The organism is Pinibacter soli (genome assembly GCF_029961145.1).
Classification (GTDB): Bacteria; Bacteroidota; Bacteroidia; order Chitinophagales; family Chitinophagaceae; genus Pinibacter; species Pinibacter soli.
Genome location: NZ_JASBRG010000008.1, coordinates 61,861 through 85,430, shown reverse-complemented (window position 1 = coordinate 85,430; position 23,570 = coordinate 61,861). Strand labels below are relative to the sequence as shown.

Sequence of the window (23,570 nt, the reverse complement as noted above, 5' to 3'; positions counted from 1 at the left end):
ATAAAAAATACAGCGCCTCTCCATTGTCGAAAAATTTCTACACTTTCATTCATATTATCATTTAAAATATATATCTTTTTTGTGGCATAGTATCATTTAGTTTTTTAATTTAGAGTTAGATATTCATATTTGATTATTCATAATACTTAAAACTAAATCATCCGCCATGAGTAAGTTGACCGCCAAACAAATTCTTCCCTTTCTCATTCTTGCGATCATCGCAGTCTGTTGCATTTTCGTTCCCACCTTACCTAATTTCGACGATGGTGGCAAATACAGCGCTGCTGATATTGCCTGGATCCTTGTAGCTACTGCACTTGTATTTCTAATGACACCAGGCCTTGCCTTTTTCTATGGCGGTATGGTACACAGAAAAAATGTTATTTCTACAATGATCAAAAGTGTGGTTGCTGCCGGTGTGGTAAGCATCCTTTGGGTAACTGTTGGTTACAGCCTTTGCTTCGGCCAGTCTATCGGAGGCATTATCGGAAACCCAATGACACACTTGTTTTTTAAAGGTGTAAACTCAGGTGCTCCATGGAGCCTCGCCCCTTCTATACCACTTACTTTATTTGCGTTGTTCCAGTTAATGTTTGCGATCATCACTCCGGGCCTTGTAGTAGGAGCGGTTGCTGAGCGTATCCGTTTCACTTCATATATTCTTTTCATTGCATTGTTCAGCTTGTTGGTTTATGCACCAATTGCACACTGGACATGGCACCCTGATGGCTTCCTTTTTAAAATGGGAGTATTAGACTTTGCAGGCGGTACAGTGGTACACATTTCTGCAGGTTGTGCTGCTCTTGCAGGAGCTTTGGTATTGAAACGCAGACAATCTCACATGGATCACAAAGAAATTCCACCAGCTAACATTCCTTACGTATTGATCGGTACAGGTTTGTTGTGGTTCGGTTGGTTCGGTTTCAACGCAGGCTCTGCACTGGCTGCAAATGGTCTGGCTGTTTCTGCTTTCGCTACCACTAACACAGCAGCTGCTGCTGCCGGTTTATCATGGATGTTCTTTGATGTTATGCGCGGTAAAAAACCTTCTGTACTTGGTTTCTGTATAGGTGCAGTTGTAGGTTTGGTGGCTATCACTCCTGCTGCCGGTTTTGTTGCAATCCCTCAAAGCGTGTTCATCGGTGTAGTTGCTGCAATCATATCTAATGCTGCAGTTTATTACAAATCAAAATCTACTCTTGACGACACTTTGGATGTATTCCCTTGTCACGGCGTTGGCGGTATGGTAGGTATGTTGCTTACAGGTGTGTTCGCTACAAAAGCAGTTAACTCTGCTGGTAACGACGGTCTTTTCTATGGCAACCCTGCATTCTTCCTTACTCAGCTTAAAGCTTTAGGTATTGTGGTATCATATAGCTTCATCATGTCATATGGCATCTTCAAATTCATCAACCTTATCCTTCCAATCCGCGTAACTGCTGAAGATGAAGAAAAAGGTCTCGACGAATCTCAACACAACGAAAAATATTTGCAAGGTACTTTGCTGGTTAGCAATAACGGAGCAATGAAAGAAACACCTGCAGAATTCTAAAAAAGAAGGTACAGCTTGAACATCAGGGCTTCTGACCAAGCCCTGATAAGCCGTACCTTTTTTATTAACACTTAAAAACCAAAACAATGTTAAGAAAATTATTTGCATCAGCCACGTTGTTGGCAGGATTTTCTACTGCCTATTCGCAAGACTCTACTACTACAACTGTTGAAGAAAAGAAACCTAATTTAAATATCACTGGTTCAATTGACGTTTTCTATAGATACAATTTAAGCAATCCACCAAAAGAGGCAGAAACGTTTAACAATTATACCAGTTTCACTAATTCACAAAATTCTTTCACTTTTAACATGGCTTCCATAAAACTGGAGCATAGTGTTGGGAAAGTTGGCGGTGTTATCGACTTGGGTTACGGAAAAAGGGCGGATGAGTTTTCTTACAACGATACAAAGAGCAGTTTGATCGTGAAACAGGCTTATCTGTATTACACTCCATGGAAAAATGTGAAGTTCACCGCAGGTAGCTGGGCCACGCACATCGGTTACGAACTGGTAGACGCTTATCTGAACAGAAACTACAGTATGTCTTACATGTTCTCTTATGGCCCGTTCTTTAATACCGGTTTGAAAGGTGAATTCAGCGTAGGCAAAAGCACTTTCATGCTGGGCATTTCTGATCCAAGCGATTTAAAATATGCTGATTTCTCAAAAAAATTCATAATAGGCCAGTATAGCACTTCACTGGCAAAAGATGCAGTCAAACTATACCTGAACTACCAGGGCGGCAACGCAAACGGTACTGCCAAAATGAACCAGATAGACGCGGTTGTTACAGGCGCTCTTTCTCCAAAGTTCAGCATTGGTTATAACGGAACCGTACAAATGGTGAAGGCTAAAGATGACAACGGCAAATATGGCGATACTAAAAGTTGGTGGGGTTCTGCATTGTACTTCAACCTTGATCCAAAACCGTGGTTTGGCCTTACTTTGAGAGGAGAATACTTTGATGATAAACAAGCAGTAAGTGGTGGCGCCTTTGGCACAAGCTTCTTTGAAACCACACTTTCAGCTAACTTCAAAGTGGATGGTTTAACCATCATTCCTGAGGTTAGATATGATAACTCTGGTAAGGAAATGTTTACAAAACATGATGGCACTACCACAAAAAGCACAGCTACATTGTTGGTAGCAGCAATCTATCATTTCTAAAAGTTCAAAGTTTAGTTACACATATTTCGATACAACACCTTAGCCAGGTAATATAGATTGATTTATTTAACCACAACAATCAGAGGGCCCCTTTCCAGGGGCTTTTTTTTGACTGAATGATTGAATAACTGAATTGACTAAAAGTATTTATCAATGGTTAAACCAAAAGTCAACAGCAAGTTCTCCCGCTCGGTGCGATTAACCCTATTGTAGGTTTGTGCAGCGGTTATGCTCAGCCATCTGTATAACTTAAAGGAGAGTGTATTGGTGGCTTTTATAACGTAGTCGCTGATATCTAAAATAGAAGGTTGAAAGAAATTATTTCCATCAATAACAAGAATGTCTTTAATTGTAAAATGATATCGAATGCGAAAGCTATTTCGCACCGTTTGATAATCATCCTTCCCTAATTTATCGTCGATAAGATTGGATTTTTCGTAGAGGAATCCATCGCTAATTGTAAAATCCTCTCTTCCCGTTGAATCCTGTATAAACTTGTAAGCCAATCCTACACCGGCTTGTAAGCGGTTGGTAATTTGGAGCGAATAACTTTTATCGTAGTTTACCAATGCCCAGTAGTATAGCCTCTTTTGTTTTTTCAAATAATCAAAACTGGCAGTGGTGGCAAAATCGTTATTCGTTAATCCGCCATCATTCTCACCATAAATATAACTGGCGGCAGTGTTTAAGAAGTACTTGCGTTTATCAATATTATAGGTGGCGAAATTGCTCCACACATAAGAGTTTGCGCCATCGGTTTTATTGATGACACCAGTTGATGCAAAGCGTGCATAATAGTGTGTGCTATCATTGAATTGTGCAAAACTTTGTACACAAAAGAAGAATATTAAAACTAGACTTAACCATTTCATATATCCAATTACCATATTTTATGCCACAGAGGCACAGAGAGGAGGAAATAATTTCCCCGTTCTTTGTGCCTCTGTTGAAAAATCTATTTTGAAAGCCAATTGCCGAGTTGAGCTTTGTGAAGAAACGAATCGTGGTGATCGCCAGATAATAATATTTCCTCTTCTCCGTGCCTCTGTGGCAATTAACCTACGCCGAATTTCTTCCCGCATTAATAATACCAAACGAGCAACGCATTACCAACTTCTCGTAAGTGGCTTTTATCGGCGCGTTTTGTCTTTGATCTTCTATTTCGCGAATGCGGTTGATTGCAAATTGCTGAATGGTTACCAATGGCAATACAATTCTTTCCCTCACCTGTATGGACAATTGCTCTACAGGGTAATCGGCCATCAATTCATTCTTGCCGGTAAGCTTGAACAAGTATTTCTTTGTAAGTTCATATTCGCTGTAGATCATATTCCAGATCTCGCCGTGTACAGGATGTTTTGATAAATGGAACGTAAGCGGGAAGAAACATTTCTTCATACTCATTTCACAGTTATCAATAAGCGTTTTTACGAACAGAGAATTTTCATACAACTCTTTTACTTCTTTCCATTTGCCTTTATCATCAAATTCCTTCAATGCACTTCCCACACCATAGTAACCAGTTACGTTTTGTTTCAACTGGCTCCATGAACCTACGAATGGAATGGCACGAAGATCTTTCAACGTCATTCTGGCGCCGCCACCGCGTTTTGCCGGACGGCTTCCGATGTTTGTTTCGCTGTAAAATTTCAGCGGGCTTATCTGTGACAAATAGTTAAGAAAATCCGGGTGTCCTTTCAATTGAGAGAACGATTTAAAGCTTGATTCAGCAAGCTTTTGCAACAAAGTCTCTTCTTTTTTCTCCAAAGTGAAATTGCGTTTGGAGAAAAGACTGTTGGAAATGCCGGCATGTATCAATTGCTCGATATTGAATTGGGCAGCATCGGCTGTTCCGAAATTGGAGCTTACAGTTTGGCCTTGTATAGTCAATTGTATTTCCTTGTTGGAAATATTTTTTCCCATAGACGCATAGAATTTATGCGTTTTTCCACCACCACGAGCAGGAGGACCACCACGACCATCAAAGAAGATGACCTCAATATCGTATTCTTTTGAAAGCCTTGTCAGCTCTTCTTTTGCTTTGAAGATGCTCCAGTTTGCCATCAGGTAGCCGCCGTCTTTTGTGCCGTCGGAGAAGCCAAGCATGATCGTCTGCTTGTCGCGTCTCTTTTTAAGATGCTTGCGGTAAACTGGATGATCGTACAGCTCCTTCATCACTTCTGCAGCATTTCTTAGATCGTCGATGGTTTCAAACAGTGGAACGATATCCACTTTCATGGAATCTTTTTTCCAACCAGCCAATAGTAGCAAACCAAACACCTCCATGGCGTTCAACGCACTATTGCATTGGCTGATGATGTAGCGGTTACAACCGGGCTCACCGTTGTATTGCTGAATTTGCTGAATCGCTTTTGCAGTCTTGATCGTATCTTTTGCGATATCCGATTTCAGATCTTCGCCTTTGATAACAGTTGTTATTTGCGTAAGCGCTTCAATTTTTTCTTTGTCTTTTAAAGAAGCATAATTGTCAGGCAAGGCCTTTGTAGACTGTGCAATTTCTTCCAGCACACTTGCGTGTACAGAAGAATCCTGTCGCACATCCAGCGAAGCGAAGTGCAATCCGAATATCTCTACTTTGTTGATGAAGTTTTCTACCAGATGTAGGAACAAACCATTGTGCTGGTAAATGATGGTTTCTTTAACCTGCTTCAAAGTATCGAGCATTTCCTTTGCAGTAATGTTTGCTTGCTGACCTGGAACAAATATGTTATCATACAGTTTCTTTTCCAGATCTGCCAATACATTTTCAACACCTTTGAAAGTCAGTCTGCGTTTTAGTCTGCGAACATCCTGGTAGTAACACTTGATGATGCCACCTCTTAAAGCTTCCGCAACTTTTAACGTCGTGTCTACTGTTACGAACGGGTTCCCATCTCTGTCACCACCCGGCCAGAAGCCCATTTGAATCAATGAATGCTCTTCGGGAACAGCATTAGGGAATTGCGTTTTGATGTAAGTCAAAATGCGTCCCGATGCAGGATAGAATATATTTTCCATGTACCACAACAAACTCAACGCCTCATCGTAAGGAGTTGGTTTTGCTTTTTGGAAAAACGGCGTCTTTCCAAGTTGTTGCAGATACATATTGATATCGCTGGAATCATTTTCAATTACAGCTCTTGATAGATCATTGATAATTCCCAAAACGGGACCTGGATAAAATTGTGTAGGGTGCGCAGTTAACACCAAGCGAACGCCGAAATCTTCCAACAATTTGGCGAGTTCGTTTTCTTTGTGATCCTGCATCACTTCAGACGATAAGTGGCGCAAAGTTCCCACGCCGTTCATATCGTTGATCTGCCTGAAGGCAGCATCTTCCAGCGCATCAAAAAGCACCACCTGTCTTTCTACGTATTGCACGAAACGAAAGAGCAGATCAAGCTTTTCGGCTTCAGTTGTGAATGTTGTTTGCCTTGCAAAAAAATCGTCCATAATCTGCATCGGGCTCTGCCTGTTGCGGTAACCATCTTCGCAAATGGTAAGCAGTAAAGAAAGCAGAATGCCTGTTTTTTCGATGCGGTGAAATGGCAGTGAGGTGAACAAACTGTTGTATAACTGAAACTTGATACCCACCTGGTTTTTAAACAATGTAAGAGCAGAAGATTGGTTGTCCATGAAACCTCTAAATTTGAAATGTAAAATGTTGGGTGAATGTTGGCAAACAAACGATGGCTAAAAATACAAAAATTGCCTCGATCTGTTTGAATTTATCTCAAATAACTTCGATTATTTTATTTTTTGTATTAAGTATTGATTAATTCAATGAACAATTGCAGAATACTTATGAACGTTAGTTTTTCTCTAAGAATGGAAGGAAGTCTCAGGCGTTAGATAACTGAGTCAGCTGGTAGTTAATAGTTGTTGGGTGTTAGCGTTCAGGTTTAGCTATCCGTCATTAAAATCTAACAACTAACAACTGTGCAATTACCCAGTTAGTCAGTTAGTCAGTTTCTCAGTTATTGCTATCTTGCGGCCATATGAAATACTACATTATTGCCGGCGAGGCTTCGGGCGATTTGCATGGAAGTAACCTCATTAAAGAGTTGAAGAAACAAGACGCGGCTGCAGACATCCGTTGCTGGGGTGGCGATCTTATGCAGAATGCCGGCGGTACATTAGTAAAACACTATAGGGACCTGGCTTTTATGGGTTTTGTGGAAGTAGTGGCGAACCTTTCAACGATTTTAAAAAACTTAAAATTCTGCAAGGAAGACATTGAGCATTTCAAGCCAGATGTATTGGTACTGATCGACTATCCGGGCTTTAACCTGCGCATTGCCGAATGGGGCAAGCAGCAGGGTTATAAAATCGTGTTTTACATTTCTCCTCAGGTGTGGGCATGGAAAGAAAACCGCGTGAAGAAGATGAAGCAATACATCGACAAAATGCTGGTGATCCTGCCGTTCGAAAAAGATTATTATAAAGACAGATGGCAATGGGATGTGGAATATGTTGGTCATCCGCTGGTGCAGGTGATAGAAGATGCGAAGAAAAATTTAAAAGACGAAGCCCCGTTAAGCGATAAAAAAATAATTGCGCTACTTCCGGGCAGCCGCAAGCAGGAAGTGGCGAAAAAATTGCCGGTGATGCTGGAAGTGAGTAAAGATTTTCCTGACTATCAATTCATCATTGCGAAAGCACCGAGCCTTACTGATGATTTCTTTGCCCAGTTCATTACACAATATCCCAATGTAAGTACGGTAAGCAATCAAACTTACAAGTTGCTGCTGCAAAGCAGCGCAGCGCTTGTAACCTCTGGCACTGCTACTTTGGAAACGGCGTTGTTCGATGTGCCTGAAGTAATCTGCTACAAAGGCAATCCTGTCTCCTACCTTATCGCGAGACAATTGATCAAAGTAAAATACATCTGCCTTGTAAATTTGATTATGGATAAAGAAGTTGTAAAAGAATTGATACAGGATGAAATGAACCCTGTGAAAATAAAAGATGAGCTGAACAGATTATTCAACGACGAAACCCGCAGGCAACAATTACAAAGCGATTATTCCGAGCTAAAACATTTACTGACAAAGGGCGGCGACGCTTCTGCAAATGCGGCGAGGAGCATCGTGGAGTTCGTGAAGAGAAGGCACGCAGTTGACGCAGATCGAGCAGATTTACGCTGATATTTTAGAACTGACATGTGGGTGATATAGATCGGCTATAGAAAACATCTGCGTAAATCAGTTCAATCAGTGTCATCTGCGTGCTGTTGTTCTAATTCCTAATTTCTAATTCCTGCTTACATGGACATCGAAGAATTACAAGCCTATTGTCTTAAAAAGAATGACGTTGAGGAAACGTTTCCATTTGGAGACGAGACGCTTGTTTACAAAACGAACGGTAAAATATTTTTGCTTATTTCGCTTAACAGCAATCCATTGCAGTTTAATGCGAAATGCGATCCTGATAAGGCCATCGAGTGGCGCGAACGATACAGCAGTGTATTGCCCGGTTATCACATGAACAAACAACACTGGAACACAGTGATTATTGATGGAAGCTTGACGAAAAAGCAACTGTGCGAAATGATTGATGATTCGTACGGGTTGGTGGCGAAGAAGGCCAGGAAGAAATGATCGACTAATTGAAGCGAGCGCAGTCCGTCATTGCGAGACCCGGCTGAGAACGAATGGTTGGAATATCAAAACAATGTCAAAATCGCAGAGAGTGGGGCGAAGCAATCTCTGCGGGCCGCGTGTGGAGATTGCTTCGGCCGATTTCCGAACTTTAAGCCGTTTTTACAAACTCGAACAGCTATCTATCGCAGGCCTCGCAATGACGGTGCGATTTTCTTAAGTAATTTAATAAATCATCGGTTCAGCACCAGCGTAAATCAGTCCAATCTGCGTGCCCTTTTCCTGTAACTTTGTATTTCAAATATCTAATCTCAAATTTCAAATTTGTCCCATGGGAATCTGGCGCCAACTTGCAGAATATCTGTACATAAAGAAAAAAGATCCAAAAGCTCCCACTACATCCTGGATAAGATACATGCACGGCATCAACCGCATTTCCATATTCATGTTTTTAGCAGCCATATTGTTTATAATTATAAGAGCTATTTTTTTCCATAGGCACTAAATAAATTCAAAGTGAAAAGTAAAAATTCAAAAGTGCTGCCGCAATTTTGAATTTTTACTTTTCACCTTTTACTTATCATTCACTCCTATTTCTCCACCATGTCTTCCCATCTTCGCCTTAATCTTTTTAGTTCTATTCTCGGCGGCTTCATCGAGTGAGTGGGTGGTAAACAATTCCTTATCGTTTTCAGCCAGCTCTGAGAGCTTTATGTAGAATCTTTTAAGCACCTCCAACTCTTTATCGCTTAAATCTTCAATATCAACAAGTCGATTGCTCGCATGCTCGTTTACAGCGATCAATTCATTGAGTTTTAAATGAACGGCAACAGTATCCTTATTTTGCGATTGCTGAATGATGAATACCATTAAGAAGGTAATGATGGTTGTGCCTGTATTGATCACCAGTTGCCAGGTATCCGAGTAATGGAAAATAGGGCCGGTTACTGCCCAGATAATAATAATCGACATCGCAATGATTAGTGCCACGGGGCTCCCGGTAGATTTAGTAATAACACTAGACATCTTGTTATAGAAGCGGGATATCTTTGAGATCTTCACATTTGCATCGGGGCCAATTAAATCGTTGTTGCAATCTAATTTTTTACTTATTCCTTCAGATGCTTTAGAATGGTCTTCGGAGTGATGATTATAAGTATTCATTGTTTTTCCATTTTCAATTTGAACTGATCACTATCAAAAGGCATGAGGACAAAGCCAAACGGCTTGAACGCCGCAACAAAGAGTTTCTCACTCCTGTATATTGCTAACTTTATACCCATTCTTATTTTGGGAAAACAATTAACGCAAATAAAATCCTGAAAGTTCAGCTGATGGAGGAAACAAACTTATCGATCTGTTTTAACGAAACAGGCTTATCTATGATATTAATGTTGTGGTGATTCCCGTCTGGGAGAGTTGGATGAAAAGCGCTGATAAGATTAATGCGTAGATGTGGATAAAGCAGCGAAAGATCCGAGGCTTTATCCCAACCCGTGCCATCAGGCAGGTTGTTGTCAAGGAATAATATGTCGGGTTTTACTTCATTTAGTGCCGACAGTCCCTCGTTTAAAGTGTGGGCAATAAATACCTCGAAGTTTTTTCTTGTAAGATAGTTTTTCAGCAACATACAAAGATCTTCCTCATCATCTATGATCAGGACTTTATTTCTCTTTATGTCGTTATTTTTAAAATACACGATTGACTTTGTTGCTGTTATATTTGTTTGAGGATTTTCCATGGCTTTCATTCTTCTTGTTCATTCAATAATTCCCAGCGTTTTTTTTAAAAAACTAAATTATATTTTTAATCAAAACATTCAGAGATTAACCGTTGTTATTTATGTTATGTAAAGCTTGTACCTGAGGAATTTATTTCCCACATACTTATAGCGATGGCACAGTTTTTTAAACGTTGCTCAAAGAAAACTATCATCAAATAATCATTTAAACTTAATCAATTATGACAACTCAAACAAAAATCGTATTGGGCATATTAGGTGCAGCAGCAGTAGGCGCAGTAGTAGGTATTTTGATGGCTCCTGAAAAAGGAAGCACTACCCGTAAGAACATTGCGGACACTGCAGCAGACTGGGCAGATAAAATAGGCGGAGTACTCGACAGTGGAAAGGATAAGCTAAACAAACTAAAGGGTGAATACAAACAAAAAGCTAATTCAATTACTTCTGAATTATCGTAATAAGTAATAAGTTCTAAGTTTTTGAGTTCTGAGTTGTGAGTAAGAAGGTCCCGCAGTAAGGGAACTTGTAGCTTTATACCTACAACACAAAACTTATCACCTACAACTTATTACCTCACGTGTCTGTAGCTTTTTCGCAAGTCCGAAAATTCGCTGCAGCTACCCTTGAAAATCGATAAAAGAGCAGGACGAACCTGCTCTTTTTTAAACACTTTATTATGGAAGATTTGAAAAAAAGCGCGGCAAATCTCACGGATCAGGCAACCAATTTTGTAAATACCTTCATAGAACATGCCCGTGTGAGAACTACAATGAAGGCAACAAATGCTGTTTCTGAAAGCCTTGTGGTGATTTTTGTGACTTGCCTCTTTCTATTCTGTTTGATGTTTGCTGGTATCGGAGCTGGCCTCTGGATAGGCCATACTATGAACAATATGGAAGCTGGATTTTTTATTGTTGCAGGCGCTTACCTTTTGATCGGATTGATCTTTCTTCTTTGTAAAAAACAAGTTACAATGCCTCTTAAAAACTTTATAGTCAGAAAAATTTATGAATAAAATTTCTACCTATCATCAACTTGTCGCAGAAGAGCAAAGACTTTCTGCGGAGCTTGCCGCACAAAAACTTGCTATTCAAAGCGAATGGAACAACACAAAGCAACTGTTGAAGCCTTTTGAAAATGCCCTGGGTTTTGTGTCTAAAATATCTACTAAAAACAAGAACAATCCGTTGTTAAATATGGGATTGGATTTAGGCGTAGATGTCCTTATAAGAAGGTTGCTGTTAGGCAATGCAGGGTTCGTTGCAAAACTGCTTGTACCAACAATTGTCCGCAACTATTCCAGTAGCATGTTGAATGTTAGTGAAGGAAAAAATTGGTTCGGCAAACTGAGGGATTTTTTTAAAAGATCCGGTAAAAAAGCAGGCGAAGGGGAAATTGCGGCAGATAAGCAGCGGGATCTGTAACTTGTAGAGACAAGGCACTTCCTTGTCTTTAAAAATGGGATCTGATTGTATTGCTGGCAAGGCAGTGCCTTAGCTCTACATTGGAATGGTTGCAACATTGAACCAGTAGCTTCGAATATTCTCAACAAATTTTAGCAAAGAGTCATAACTCACTGGCTTTACAACGTATGTGTTTGCGCCGAGCTCATAACATCTCTTAACTTCTGTTTCATTTTTTGTAGTGGAAAAAACTACTACTGGAATTGTCTTGTAGTCTTCATGTTGTTTTAATTCTTTCAGCACTTCTCTCCCATCTTTTTTCGGCATGTTAAGATCCAGCAAAATAAAGCCGGGAACGGAATTCGAATTATTTGAATTGTTTTGCAGAAAATCCATCAGCTCTACACCGTTTTCCACGAACTCGAGTTTATCAGTATATCCCATCTCTTCAAAAGCGTTCTGTAATAAGAATCTGTCATCTGCGTCGTCTTCAGCAATAAGTACGAAAAGCTTTTCCATACTAGTGTTATAATTTCTATAAAGCTAGCTTTAATGATGAGAAGAAAAAAATAAAAGTGCTACTAGTCATTACAATTTCAAACCAATTTATGTAACTTTAGTAGCACTTTTTGAGAGACCAAAAGATTGTCTATTCTCTTGCTCTTCCGGTAAGGAGAGAAATAATAAACAGCACAAGAAATACGAAGAATAAGATTTTTGCTATACCGGCAGCACTGGCTGCTATGCCCCCAAATCCAAGTACCGCAGCGATTATTGCTATTACTAAAAAGGTTATTGTCCAACGTAACATAATTGTAGTTTTTAGATGAAACAATGTTGTTTGATAACTACTAATCCAAAAAATGTACCCATTGTTAAACACTTGCAAATCAATATCGCAATTGTGAAACATTCGAGGAATATCTTCTACATGAAAACTAAATGGGATGGGCACACATTTTTTTACCAGTTAAACTAAATCATGTCATATGAATTTTAATTTTGTTACAAAGACATCCGCAATTGACAATGCCGGCTATTATTCTCTCCTCAGAAAGATGACAAGTAAGCTTAAACAAATTCAGGAAGAATTTGGAAACATTGATTCCGCTGAACTTGAGCTGTATGAAACTTATAAGGACGAAAGTGAGAAGGATAAGGTAGCACTGTTAAAACTATCGCTGCACAACATCATTATTTCCGGCTATTCAATTTCCAAACGCTGGGAAGATGCCTTACTTGATGCATTCGATACTTTGCGCAGCAAAATGGAGGGAAAACAACTAGTTAGTTGAAAATGGAATGTTGAAAGTTGAAAATGACGGCTACAGTTATACCATTCATTTTCAACTTTCAATTTTCAATTTTTAATTAATAGGAAAGTAGAGTTCAAACAAAGCTCCTTCATTCACCTTTCCCGATGCTGTAATGTATCCGTTGTGATTAGACATGATTCGTTTACAAATTGCCAGGCCGATTCCCTTCCCCTCAAAAAATGATTGCTGCGTATGTAATCTCCTGAAGAGCGCAAAGATCTTTTCTACATACTGATTATCAAAACCTATCCCATTGTCGTGTATAGATACGATGTGATACTCCTGGTTGTTATTCTTTTCATTTTTCACATAGGGCCCAGTCCTATAGGTAACCGTTATTTCCGGGATTCTACCGGGCTTTGCATATTTTATTGAATTCTCAAGGAGATTTCTAAATAGCAGCACCAACCTTTGAAATGAACCTTTTACTTCAGGCAACCTGTCTGTTTTCAGTTCAGCCTCGTTTGCAGAAAATTCATTTTGAACCTGGTACAATGCCTGGTACAACACGGTGTTAAGCGATACGTTTGTAAAGCTTTCCTGTTGCTTTTCTAAACTCGTGTAATCCGCAAAATTTTGAATAAGTTCTTGCATAGCAAGTGCAGAAGCGTCAATCCGCTCTACCGATTTTTTTACATCACTATCGACATCATTTTTGTACTTATGCAAAAGTTTACTGCTAAAAAGCCTTAGCTTCCTAAGCGGCTCCTGTAAATGATGGGATGATGCATAAGCAATTTGCTCCAATTCTTCATTGCTTTGGTTAAGCTCTGCGATTTTCCTTTCAAGCTCAGTTTGATATTTATAGCGGGTAAACAACTCCTTAAGAATGTAGGCAAAAGAAGCAAGTGTAAGAATAATGGAAAATGCAAGCAGCGAGGACAAATATGCAGGAGTTGCTTCCTTCAGTCTGTTCTTCTCTATCCGGCTCTTTGCAAGCAAGCCTAGCTCATACTGGCGCATACTATCAAAATTTACCCTCAAACTGTCGAGGATATCCTTTCCTTTCCGCAGCAAGGCCTTATCTAGTTTTGTGTGATTTACCAACAAATCATTCAATATGCTTGTTTGCAAAATAATCTTCTCATTGATATAACGTATTCTGTCTAACTGCACTGAGCTGTTGCCCCCATATTTTTCGCTATTGCTGATAATATGTTTAAGATCGTCCATCGACCTTTTAATGCTATCGTTCACGTTTCGGTAAGGGTCAAGAAAAACACTGTCATTTGTTAACAAATAACCACGCACACCGGTTTCTGCATCCTTCAATAATTGCTCAAGTACTTCTACCCTGTTCATTACTTCAAAGGAATGCTCAATTGCATCTGAATACTGGCCGTAAATATGTACCTGCTTCCGTATAAGAAATGAAATGCCGATGAGTGTTGCAAGTGAAATAACAAATGCAACTACCACAAACTGGAAGTTCTTCTGGATGTATGAAAACTTAAATTTAAATCTGGCCATACTGTAGAATTATTTCCACACTTTTTGTACTTTTAAAATCAGCCTCGGTATCGAACAAAAAAAATTATACCGGAAAGGTGCTCATTATCAAGTTCTTAAATTTTTATTGCTCCTTTTTGTAAATCTGGTGTCATGCTTGCCTTACTGTGAATAGAAAAACGACGTGTTTATGATAAGCCAAAATCTTACACAGAAGCAGAACCTGAAAATATTACCGCAACAAATTCAATTGCTGAACTTATTTCAGCTTACACAACAAGAACTACAGTTGCGTATACAAAATGAATTAGAAGAAAATCCATTTCTTGAAAAAGAAGAAAACAATGATACGGAAAGTATAGACAAGTTTGATAAAAATGCAGCACAAGATTTCCAGGATTGGGAAGAATATGGTTATGATGACATTCCCGACTATAAACTAGAATACAACAACTATCTTCCTGATAGTGATCTTGTAAATGTGCCAATGAGGGCATCCGTAGATTTCAGACAGGAAGCAAAGGAGCAGTTACAATTGCTCAACCTTGATGATGAGACCCGCGTTTATGCAGACTATCTGATCGACAGTTTAAATGAAGATGGATTGCTGGAACAATCGATGGATGATATTTCTGATGATTTTTCCTTCAGCTCTCACAAGATGGTTACTGCCGAAGAATTTGAAAAAGCGCTGAAAGTAGTGCAGTCGCTCGATCCCGTAGGTATTGGAGCACGCAGCATTTGCGAATGTCTTTTGCTGCAACTGGAACGCAAAAACAAAAAGAGTGTGGTTGATAGACTTGCCATCAAATTATTGTGCGACCACTACAAACTATTGAGCACTGCGCAGTTTGAAAAGATAAGAGATTTGCTGAAAGTAGATGAAGAAGAGTTCAAAATAATAGTAGAACATATTGCTAAATTGAAAACAAAACCGATCACAGCGCAGTCGGATGCTTTCAATGCGAAGCAAACTATCATTCCGGATTATTCAGTTTACAGAGTAGATGACGAACTGATCGTTTCACTGCATAATCAATACTCTCAAAACCTGCATGTAAATGCCGCATGGAGCGAGAGAATTGAAATGGATAAAACAGGCAACAAAAGCGAAAGACAATACATGAAGAGCAAACTTGCTTCTGCACAATGGTTCATAAGCGCCATTAAGCAAAGAGAAAGCAATATGCTTAAAGTAATTAGGACAATCGTGGATTATCAAAAGGATTATTTTATGGAAGGCGATATAAGAGCATTGAAACCAATGATCTTAAAAAATATCGCAGAAAAACTTGATATCGAAATCGCAACTGTATCAAGGCTTACTTCCAACAAATTTGTGGACACACACTTTGGTATAATACCATTGAAAAATCTGTTTACTGAAGGTATTATTAATGGAAACGGAGATTCTGTAAGCAACAAACTTATTCAATCAACTATCCAGGAATTGATATCAATGGAAAATAAAAACAGCCCATATACTGATCAGCAGATCGTGGCCATTCTTACAAACAAAGGAATGCCGGTAGCAAGACGCACTGTAACAAAATACAGGGAACAAATGCAAATACCGATGTCACAGATGCGCAGGCTTTGGGCATAATTTTAGTTAATTAGGAGTTAGGAATTAGATGTAAGTCCGATTGCTAATTCTAATTCCTAATTTCTAATTCCTGATTTCTAATTTCTAACTTACCCGAATACTCAAACGATGGATAAAATACTGGTAATCGATGACGATATGGACATGTGCAACCTGCTTAGCCGTTTTCTAAATAAAAAAGGTTATGAGGTCGCTACTGCACCTTCAGGCAAAAAGGGTCTGGAGCTGTTACAATCATTCAATCCCGATATCGTTCTTTCAGATTATAGGCTTGACGATATGAATGGTAATGATCTGCTGATGCAGATCAAAGCATATAATTTCAGTTTGCCCGTAATCATTATTACGGGCTACAGTGATATAAAAACAGCTGTAGAAGTTTTAAAGAACGGAGCTACGGACTATGTAACCAAGCCTCTTTTCCCGGATGAAATTTTGCTGACGATCAAAAAGACACTGGAAAGGAGCGGCAACCCTGCGAGGCCGGCAGCGCCGGTACAGGACAATAACAAGCCCGTTAGAACAAGTGTATCGTCCGGATCACAGGCACTCCACCACGACGACTATATTTCTGGCGAAAGCCAGGTGTTCATTAACATTATGGAGCAGATCAGACGTGTTGCTCCCACCAATTACAGCATCATCCTTTATGGTGAAAGCGGAAGCGGTAAAGAAGTAATTGCAAAAGAAATTCACCACCAAAGCAAAAGAAGCAGCAAGCCTTTTATGGCCATTGACTGCGGTGCTCTTTCCAAGGAACTTGCCGGCAGCGAATTGTTTGGTCATGAGAAGGGATCATTTACCGGCGCTATCAATCAAAAGATTGGCATATTCGAACTGGCAAATACAGGAACAGTTTTCCTTGATGAAATTGGAAACTTGAGTTATGATATACAAGTATCGCTATTACGGGTGATCCAGGAAAGAAAAATGCGCAGAATAGGAGGCACGAAAGATATTGATCTGGACGTGCGCATCATTGTAGCGAGCAACGAGAAATTGCTCGACGCAGCAAAAAAAGGAAAGTTTCGCGAGGACCTTTATCACCGCTTCAACGAGTTTAGCATAAACGTACCGCCACTCAGAGAGAGAAAAGCCGACATTCTGTTGTTTGCAAAACATTTCCTTCAGCAGGCAAATATTGAATTGCAAAAAACCATACAAGGATTTACACCACAGGTAGAGCAAATCTTCGTGAACTACGTTTGGCACGGCAACCTGCGTGAATTGAAAAACGTTATCAAACGCTCAGCGCTGCTAACAGATGGCCAATTGATCGACGTGATTTCATTGCCATTTGAAATTACCAATTTCCAAAAACTACAGTTTGACGAAGCAGTGATACCGGCAGCACCTATGACTCCTATCGACTATGCACAACCGGCCAATACCTATAGCGGAGCTGCCCCAATGCACCCTGCACAACCACAACCCATATACACTACACCGAAGAAGATAGAACTTCATGAGAATAGCCTAAGAGAAGCATCATTGGACGCAGAGTATGAAACGATATTGGAAGCACTTAAGAAGGTAAACTTTAATAAAAGTAAAGCTGCTAAACTGCTCAATATTGATAGGAAAACTCTTTATAATAAGATGAGGCAATTCCATGAATTTAACAATGACTAGTCATGAATCCGGAATCAGAAAAAGAAAACATTCAAAACCTGAAAACACTACTTGAATCTGCAGGTTTTGGAAACGAGTGGCAGCAAAAATTAACCGACTTCATCCCGGCCCTGGTTTATATATACGACGCACGCAACAAAAAGCTGAGCTATATAAATAAACGAGTCACGGACCTGTTAGGGTATACCTACGGAGATTTCGAGGAGTGGGATAATGATCTCATGAAAGTGATCTTTACTGATGACGTTGAGCTTGTTAAAAATGAAATTGAAAAATATTACCATCTCAACGGAGATGAATCACACGAATACAACAGCCGGCTAAACCACAAAAATGGTGATTGGCGATACTTTAAAACCTTGGGTACTGTTTTAAGAAAAAGTGAAGACGGCACACCAGGGTCCTTTCTATTTATAGCACAGGACATTTCAGATCAAATGAAGGTGAGTGATGATCTGAAAAAAAATTTGCAACTTGTCAGCGACTCAGAGAAGCTTCTGAAATTTGGCACCTACAGCCATAACATGTTAACCGGTGAAATGATCTGGTCCGATGGACTGTATGAGATTTTCGGATACAATAAAAGCGAAAACATCGATACTAATGACGACCTCTATTTAAAACACGTTGATACGCTTGACAGGGACATTTATCTCGCTAAGATTGATGAAGCGGTTAAGAACAAAACGAACTTCCACATTATCTACCATATCACCACAAGGAACGGCGAAAAGAAAATTATAAGCACCAATGGAACTGTTACATCGGATACCAGTAACCATAAGAGGATATTTGGCATTACGCGGGATATTACACAGGCTGAACTCACAGAACTGGAACTTCGTCAAAATATTAAAACACTTAATCAGTCCAATAAAGAGCTAGAAGAATTTGCCTATGTAGCATCGCACGATATGCAGGAGCCGCTAAGAAAAATCCAAACCTTCGGAGAGCGCCTGCAAACCAAATATGGAGACGTTTTGAACGATGATGGCAAAGTTTATTTAACAAGAATAATGAGCTCCGCAGAGATCATGAGAAGCCTGATCGATAACCTGCTTGAGTTTTCAAGAATTACACGTCGTACTCAAATATTTGAACCAACTGATCTCAACGTTATCATTAAAACAGTTTCTAATGAACTTGAACTGCTTTTTGATGACACAAATGCTAAGCTGGTAATTGACAGTGTGCTTCCTTTAGTAGAAGCCATTCCGCTACAAGTGAAGCAATTGTTTTCTAACCTGCTTAGCAATGCCATAAAATTCAGAAAGAGAGATGAACCTCCGGTAATTCATATTTCTTGCAGGTTGACTGACAACGGGGAAAGAAAAAAACACATGCTTTACAGCGACATAAGCTATTATTCTATTCGTATCTCAGATAATGGAATTGGTTTTGAACAAGACTACGCAGAAAAAATTTTCCAGATATTCCAGCGCCTTCATGGCAAATCAGAATATCCCGGATCAGGTATTGGTCTTGCCATTTGCAAAAAAATAATTGATCACCACCAAGGTGTAATTTATGCTGAAGGCGAGCCTCAAAAAGGAGCTACCTTTACAATTATACTTCCTTTAATACAATCCAAAGCGAATGCCCCAACTGAAGAATAGACTTCTCAATGTGATGGTAGTAGAAGACGATGAAGATGATTACTTCATAATGAATGATTATCTGCAATCCATTACCAGCGGCACTTTCAAGTCACACTGGTGCCACTCCTACAGCACAGCTATCGAAAGAATGCGTCAGAACGACTGCGACATCTGCTTTGTGGATTATCGCCTAGGCATTAAGACTGGCTTAGACTTCATTAATCAATCGCTTGCTGAAGGATCAGAGATGCCCTTCATTTTATTAACCGGCAAAGGCAATCCTGAGATTGACAGACAGGCCGTGGTTATCGGTGCCACTGACTATCTGGTTAAAGGCGAATTAACCCCTGAAAAGCTGGAGCGCTGCATTCGTTATGCACTGGAAAGGAGCGCAACTTTAAAGGCACTAAAAGCAAATGAAAAAAAATACAGAACCATTTTCGAAAAATCGAAAGATGCTATTTTCATTGGCGATCACAAGGGAAGATTGATACAAATAAATACGGCCGGTCTTGAATTGCTTCAACTGGATCCTTCTCAAATTGACCAATATCGTTTTTTTGATTTTATTATTGATCATGGCGCGAAGAAAAATATTCTTGAGTTGATCAACAATGGCGAAGAGATAAAAGATTACGAGGTTGAATTAAAAACCTCAACGGGACAAGTTAAGTACTGCCTGCTCACTTTGTCAAATGAAGACAGCGATAATCATACGATATATTACCAGGGCATTATTCATGACATTACTGAAAGAAAGCGCAACGAAAAAGCGTCGCTAAACATTGAGAAGCTCGCTGCCGCGGGCCGACTGGTGCGCACTTTAGCGCATGAGGTAAGAAATCCTTTGAACAATATCAACCTTTCACTGGAGCAGTTGATGGATATCATGAAGGACGATGAATCGCATGTGTACATGGAGATCATCAATCGAAATTCCGGCCGCATCAATTCACTGATCACAGAGCTATTGCAGTCACTTCGTTTTTCAGAAATTAAGCTTATGCCGGTTTCCTTGCAGGAAGTGATACATGAAAATCTAAATGTCGCTAAAGATACCATTGCATTAAAAAGCATATCTCTCGACTACAAAGAACCCGAAATGCCTGTTATGATAATGGGCGACAAAGAAAAACTGCATCTTGCTTTTTCCAATCTAATAAACAATGCAGTGGAAGCTATAGAAAAGTGTTCGGGCAAGTTAACCATCGCTATTGAAGATAAAGCCAAACCTAGCGTGTATATCCAGGACAATGGCATTGGTATGAGCCGGGAAGATTTAGGCCGTCTGTTCGAACCGTATTACACTACAAAACGAAATGGAATGGGACTTGGGATGCCTTCGACACTAAATATTCTCCAGGCGCACAACGCGTTCATTGATGTAAAATCTGAACCGGGCGAAGGAACTACTTTTACAATAACGTTTGAGAAAGCCTAGGAATGCCTCGCATTCAGAGAAAAGTTTACCACTAAAACACTAAGAGCCTAAGCTTCACTAAGGCATTTATAATTCACAATTTCTGCAACAATTTTATGTCTCAATTTCAGGGCACTTCTTAGTGCAACTTAGTGCCCTTAGTGCCTTAGTGGTGAAACAGAGCGATGCACATCTTTGCAGACTAATCTTTATTTCTAAACAAGCTATAGAAAATAACTCCGATCAATACGATCACTCCTACTACCATTATAATTCCACTCCACACACCTGCTTTAAATATACCTTCAATCGCACTGCACGAGATCAATGAGACGGGCAATACCGTCATAAGAAATACTATTGTAAACAACTGTTTCATACTCTTCATTTATCTGATGATTAGATTAGGATTATGTTCGAATTTCAATTATTCAATTATTCAATCATTTAATCATTCAATCCTTCACTCTTGAAAAAGGGCTGCTGAAATAAATCCCAACAGCCCTTTTAACCATAATCCCCTAAAACGCAAACCCTACATATATAGAGACAGCACTATTTTTGGCGTTGTTTGCAACTTCGCCAGCAAAGGTGCCGGACTTTCCGATCTCTTTGAGACCATAGTTATATCTTGCTCCGAGTGTAACGTTGGAAATATCAAACCCGATACCTCCTAGCAAACCGTAGTCGAAACTTTGGAAATTGTCCTTGTTTAATTCATTCACGTGGTTCACATTTCCCTCATTATCGACGTCCTTAACTTTCACAGATGCCAGGTATGCTGCATAACCACCTGCGTGTATGTTGAAATTTTTCGCAACATTAAAAACTGCAAGCACAGGCACTTCAACATAATTCAAATTGAACCTGTACTTACCGCTTCCCATAAGCGCATTGTTGTAATTAAGCTGTGCGCCTTTCATACTGTACAGCACCTCCGGCTGAATAGAGAAACCTGTAGTAACGGGAAGCTTAGCATACACACCAAAGTTTGCTCCTATTTTCATGTGTTCATCATCAACATTGTCTGCGTGCAAATTGGAAAGATTTATCCCACCCTTAATCCCAAATTTTGGTGACAGTTTGCTTTCATAATTTGTTTGTTGTTCCTGACTAAACGCTCTTATCGTTATCGCACTTAGTAATGTAATTCCAATAACTTTCACAAGGATTTTTTTCCGTTTCATAGTACTTATTTTTTAGTGAATGCGGTCTCAAAGACTGCGGTAAATATTCTTTTAACTAGTGTACTATTTAAAACAGGATGCCATTGGCAAAACGTTAAATTCATGTAGAATTCAAACCTCACAATGTAGAATCGGCGGTCACTTCCTCGGTTATTGTGAAATCATTTTCTACAAATTCGTTTACATAAATTTCAATAAGAATCAAAATGTAGCTAATGAGCAACGGTCCGAAAACCACGCCGATAAATCCAAATAAATTCAACCCCACAATAACTCCGAAGATCGTGATAATGGGATGTATGTCACCCATTTTCTTGAGTAAAGTAACGCGAATCAAATAGTCTACATTACCCGTTATCAGCAAACTATAAACGACCAACCATGTTGCCTGCCAGTTCATACCTATGCCATACATATAGATAACCAATGGGCCCCAAACGATTGCTGTGCCTACAACAGGAAAGAAGGCAAACACACCGGTTATAAATCCCCACAGCAAATACTCATCTACTCCAAATATGAAGTAGCCAAGCATTGCAACAGTTCCCTGCACTAATGAAATGATAGGAATACCAATAGCATTGGCTTTCACCATCTTCTTTGTTTCTGATGCAAGCGTATTTACATTAGAAGGTTTTAAAGGAATGAAACGTGCAAGATTTCGCTCCATGGCTCTTCCGTTTATGAGCATGTGATAAAGAACAAACAACATCAGTACTACATTAGTAATCACATTTGCTGTACTATTTACCAGTGAAGGAATATACTGGCTGACAGCATTCAGTGATTCATCCAGTTTTTTTTCGGATATAAATTGCGTTCTAAAATTAGCCTGAACATGATTGATTGCTTTTTTAAAACTTGCAATAACCTGGTCACTGTTGTGTATCAGTAAATCTATCTTGGGACTTATCAAGGTAACGGCGAGATAGATTGGCAGTCCAATTACTAAAGTGTAATAAAAAATAATAAGCATCGCCGACCAGCCACGTTTCCATTTTCGCTGATAGACCAATTGAAAATAATTTGCCCTGCTTAAAACATAAAGTGTTATTGCGCCCAAGAAGCCGGGCACAAATGCGATGAGTTCATGCAACACAACGTAGATCAGCAACACGATAATGATGACGATAATAATTTGTTTCAGCCGAAGATTAAAGGTTTGCATGTAATTAATCTATTTAAAAAAACAAAGGAGAGCCAACTAATGAACTCTCCTGCGATGCTTTAACACAATAACTATTTGGGTAATTAATAATAATTAAAAATTAATATTTCGTTCCTCTGCACTTTTTGCTCATGCGTCCGTTCTGGGAGATCGAAAACAAGAATGCAACCCTATTCATTATTAATTATTAATTAAAAAGAGGTACGGATCAAAACGCTATTACACTGGCTGATTGATCTTTATCTTACCGTGCTCTCCTTCTGAGTATTGCTCTCTTGTTGCAATAGCTTTCAAAATATTCAGAAATACTATTGCCTGGTTAGAAGAGTTCTTCCAATAATAAGCTTCTTGCGGAGCAACTTTGATGAGGCAAAGCTTAGGATCATCAATTCCTTTAGGGAACCATGCTTTCAACATTGGGTTCCATAATTCTTTTATTCTATCCTTATCGATAATTACAGAGGTTGCCCCTTTAATATCAACGTAAATATTTTTCGAAGGATGAGCATAAATCAAACTCACCACATTATCTTTTGATAATTCTTGTATAGTTTCTGAATATTCGTTTGTAAAAAACCATATGTAACCACTCTCATCGATCTTCACTGTAGACATAGGCCTACTGCTTATTTTAGAGTGATCATCAACAATTGTGAACATGCAGATACGAATATCCTCTACGAGTTCTTTAAGCTTTTGCAGGTCGTTTTTTTCATGCGCGTCCATAGT

The 23,570-nt window shown here is 39.3% G+C and carries 24 protein-coding genes; 13 read left to right on the top strand and 11 right to left on the bottom strand.

What is annotated here, in order from left to right; translation table 11 throughout:
• Positions 1–166 precede the first annotated feature (166 nt).
• Both QJ048_RS22870 and QJ048_RS22865 read left to right on the top strand, forming a co-directional pair.
• The gene (locus tag QJ048_RS22870; protein ID WP_282336786.1) at positions 167–1,552 is read left to right on the top strand and encodes an ammonium transporter; all 1,386 of its coding nucleotides are present in this window, start codon (positions 167–169) and stop codon (positions 1,550–1,552) included.
• A gap of 86 nt (positions 1,553–1,638) precedes the next feature.
• Positions 1,639–2,721 (top strand): outer membrane beta-barrel protein, encoded by a 1,083-nt coding sequence (locus QJ048_RS22865; RefSeq protein ID WP_282336785.1) that lies wholly within the window; start codon positions 1,639–1,641, stop codon positions 2,719–2,721.
• A gap of 137 nt (positions 2,722–2,858) precedes the next feature.
• On the opposite strand, the gene QJ048_RS22860 is transcribed toward QJ048_RS22865, so the two are convergent.
• Both QJ048_RS22860 and QJ048_RS22855 read right to left on the bottom strand, forming a co-directional pair.
• On the bottom strand, positions 2,859–3,593 hold the full coding sequence (locus tag QJ048_RS22860; protein ID WP_282336784.1) for a DUF481 domain-containing protein: 735 nt from the start codon (positions 3,591–3,593) through the stop codon (positions 2,859–2,861).
• Positions 3,594–3,780: 187 nt separating this feature from the next.
• Positions 3,781–6,357 (bottom strand): phosphoenolpyruvate carboxylase, encoded by a 2,577-nt coding sequence (locus QJ048_RS22855; protein ID WP_282336783.1) that lies wholly within the window; start codon positions 6,355–6,357, stop codon positions 3,781–3,783.
• Positions 6,358–6,719: 362 nt separating this feature from the next.
• Here QJ048_RS22855 and lpxB point away from each other — a divergent pair, with 362 nt between their 5' ends.
• The 3 genes from lpxB to QJ048_RS22840 all read left to right on the top strand — a co-directional run bounded on the left by lpxB (position 6,720) and on the right by QJ048_RS22840 (position 8,826).
• Positions 6,720–7,868, top strand: a complete 1,149-nt coding sequence (lpxB, locus tag QJ048_RS22850) for a lipid-A-disaccharide synthase (RefSeq protein ID WP_282336782.1) — start codon at positions 6,720–6,722, stop codon at positions 7,866–7,868.
• 120 nt (positions 7,869–7,988) lie between these two features.
• The gene (locus tag QJ048_RS22845; RefSeq protein WP_282336781.1) at positions 7,989–8,321 is read left to right on the top strand and encodes an MmcQ/YjbR family DNA-binding protein; all 333 of its coding nucleotides are present in this window, start codon (positions 7,989–7,991) and stop codon (positions 8,319–8,321) included.
• A gap of 331 nt (positions 8,322–8,652) precedes the next feature.
• Positions 8,653–8,826, top strand: a complete 174-nt coding sequence (locus QJ048_RS22840; protein ID WP_282336780.1) for a DUF6728 family protein — start codon at positions 8,653–8,655, stop codon at positions 8,824–8,826.
• A 68-nt stretch (positions 8,827–8,894) separates the two neighbouring features.
• Here QJ048_RS22840 and QJ048_RS22835 read toward each other — a convergent pair whose 3' ends face one another.
• A complete protein-coding gene (locus QJ048_RS22835; protein WP_282336779.1) occupies positions 8,895–9,347 on the bottom strand; it encodes a low affinity iron permease family protein in 453 nt (150 codons plus the stop codon).
• Positions 9,348–9,648: 301 nt separating this feature from the next.
• Positions 9,649–10,062, bottom strand: a complete 414-nt coding sequence (locus QJ048_RS22830; protein ID WP_282336778.1) for a response regulator — start codon at positions 10,060–10,062, stop codon at positions 9,649–9,651.
• A 221-nt stretch (positions 10,063–10,283) separates the two neighbouring features.
• On the opposite strand from QJ048_RS22830, the gene QJ048_RS22825 reads away from it, so the two are divergent.
• The 3 genes from QJ048_RS22825 (at position 10,284) to QJ048_RS22815 (ending at position 11,486) form a co-directional block, all read left to right on the top strand.
• Positions 10,284–10,520 (top strand): YtxH domain-containing protein, encoded by a 237-nt coding sequence (locus QJ048_RS22825; protein WP_217794259.1) that lies wholly within the window; start codon positions 10,284–10,286, stop codon positions 10,518–10,520.
• 218 nt (positions 10,521–10,738) lie between these two features.
• Complete coding sequence (locus QJ048_RS22820) at positions 10,739–11,077, top strand: phage holin family protein (protein ID WP_282336777.1); 339 nt, start codon at positions 10,739–10,741, stop codon at positions 11,075–11,077.
• The gene (locus QJ048_RS22815; RefSeq protein ID WP_282336776.1) at positions 11,070–11,486 is read left to right on the top strand and encodes a hypothetical protein; all 417 of its coding nucleotides are present in this window, start codon (positions 11,070–11,072) and stop codon (positions 11,484–11,486) included. The genes QJ048_RS22820 and QJ048_RS22815 overlap by 8 nt, the downstream gene beginning before the upstream one ends.
• A gap of 75 nt (positions 11,487–11,561) precedes the next feature.
• Here QJ048_RS22815 and QJ048_RS22810 read toward each other — a convergent pair whose 3' ends face one another.
• Both QJ048_RS22810 and QJ048_RS22805 read right to left on the bottom strand, forming a co-directional pair.
• Positions 11,562–11,984 carry a response regulator gene (locus tag QJ048_RS22810; RefSeq protein ID WP_282336775.1) on the bottom strand — a complete coding sequence of 141 codons (423 nt, stop codon included), beginning with the start codon at positions 11,982–11,984 and terminating at the stop codon, positions 11,562–11,564.
• A gap of 130 nt (positions 11,985–12,114) precedes the next feature.
• The gene (locus tag QJ048_RS22805) at positions 12,115–12,276 is read right to left on the bottom strand and encodes a DUF1328 domain-containing protein (protein ID WP_282336774.1); all 162 of its coding nucleotides are present in this window, start codon (positions 12,274–12,276) and stop codon (positions 12,115–12,117) included.
• Between the two features lie 178 nt (positions 12,277–12,454).
• On the opposite strand from QJ048_RS22805, the gene QJ048_RS22800 reads away from it, so the two are divergent.
• The gene (locus QJ048_RS22800) at positions 12,455–12,760 is read left to right on the top strand and encodes a hypothetical protein (RefSeq protein WP_282336773.1); all 306 of its coding nucleotides are present in this window, start codon (positions 12,455–12,457) and stop codon (positions 12,758–12,760) included.
• A 72-nt stretch (positions 12,761–12,832) separates the two neighbouring features.
• Here QJ048_RS22800 and QJ048_RS22795 read toward each other — a convergent pair whose 3' ends face one another.
• Positions 12,833–14,251 (bottom strand): sensor histidine kinase, encoded by a 1,419-nt coding sequence (locus QJ048_RS22795; protein ID WP_282336772.1) that lies wholly within the window; start codon positions 14,249–14,251, stop codon positions 12,833–12,835.
• A 169-nt stretch (positions 14,252–14,420) separates the two neighbouring features.
• On the opposite strand from QJ048_RS22795, the gene rpoN reads away from it, so the two are divergent.
• The 4 genes from rpoN (at position 14,421) to QJ048_RS22775 (ending at position 20,507) form a co-directional block, all read left to right on the top strand.
• Positions 14,421–15,836, top strand: coding sequence for an RNA polymerase factor sigma-54 (gene rpoN / locus QJ048_RS22790; protein ID WP_282336771.1), 1,416 nt, complete (start codon positions 14,421–14,423; stop codon positions 15,834–15,836).
• Positions 15,837–15,944: 108 nt separating this feature from the next.
• Positions 15,945–17,468 (top strand): sigma-54-dependent transcriptional regulator, encoded by a 1,524-nt coding sequence (locus QJ048_RS22785; RefSeq protein WP_282336770.1) that lies wholly within the window; start codon positions 15,945–15,947, stop codon positions 17,466–17,468.
• Positions 17,469–17,470: 2 nt separating this feature from the next.
• On the top strand, positions 17,471–19,084 hold the full coding sequence (locus QJ048_RS22780) for a PAS domain-containing sensor histidine kinase (RefSeq protein WP_282336769.1): 1,614 nt from the start codon (positions 17,471–17,473) through the stop codon (positions 19,082–19,084).
• The gene (locus QJ048_RS22775) at positions 19,065–20,507 is read left to right on the top strand and encodes an ATP-binding response regulator (protein ID WP_282336768.1); all 1,443 of its coding nucleotides are present in this window, start codon (positions 19,065–19,067) and stop codon (positions 20,505–20,507) included. Before QJ048_RS22780 ends, QJ048_RS22775 begins: the two co-directional genes overlap by 20 nt.
• A gap of 181 nt (positions 20,508–20,688) precedes the next feature.
• Here QJ048_RS22775 and QJ048_RS22770 read toward each other — a convergent pair whose 3' ends face one another.
• The 4 genes from QJ048_RS22770 to QJ048_RS22755 form a co-directional block, all read right to left on the bottom strand.
• Positions 20,689–20,865 (bottom strand): hypothetical protein, encoded by a 177-nt coding sequence (locus tag QJ048_RS22770; RefSeq protein ID WP_282336767.1) that lies wholly within the window; start codon positions 20,863–20,865, stop codon positions 20,689–20,691.
• 142 nt (positions 20,866–21,007) lie between these two features.
• Entirely contained in the window at positions 21,008–21,673 is a 666-nt protein-coding gene (locus QJ048_RS22765; protein WP_282336766.1) for a porin family protein, read from the bottom strand.
• 118 nt (positions 21,674–21,791) lie between these two features.
• Positions 21,792–22,841: an AI-2E family transporter gene (locus QJ048_RS22760; protein WP_282336765.1), complete on the bottom strand. Its 1,050-nt coding sequence runs from the start codon at positions 22,839–22,841 to the stop codon at positions 21,792–21,794.
• A gap of 219 nt (positions 22,842–23,060) precedes the next feature.
• The gene (locus QJ048_RS22755) at positions 23,061–23,567 is read right to left on the bottom strand and encodes a pyridoxamine 5'-phosphate oxidase family protein (protein WP_282336764.1); all 507 of its coding nucleotides are present in this window, start codon (positions 23,565–23,567) and stop codon (positions 23,061–23,063) included.
• Between the last annotated feature and the right edge of the window lie 3 nt (positions 23,568–23,570).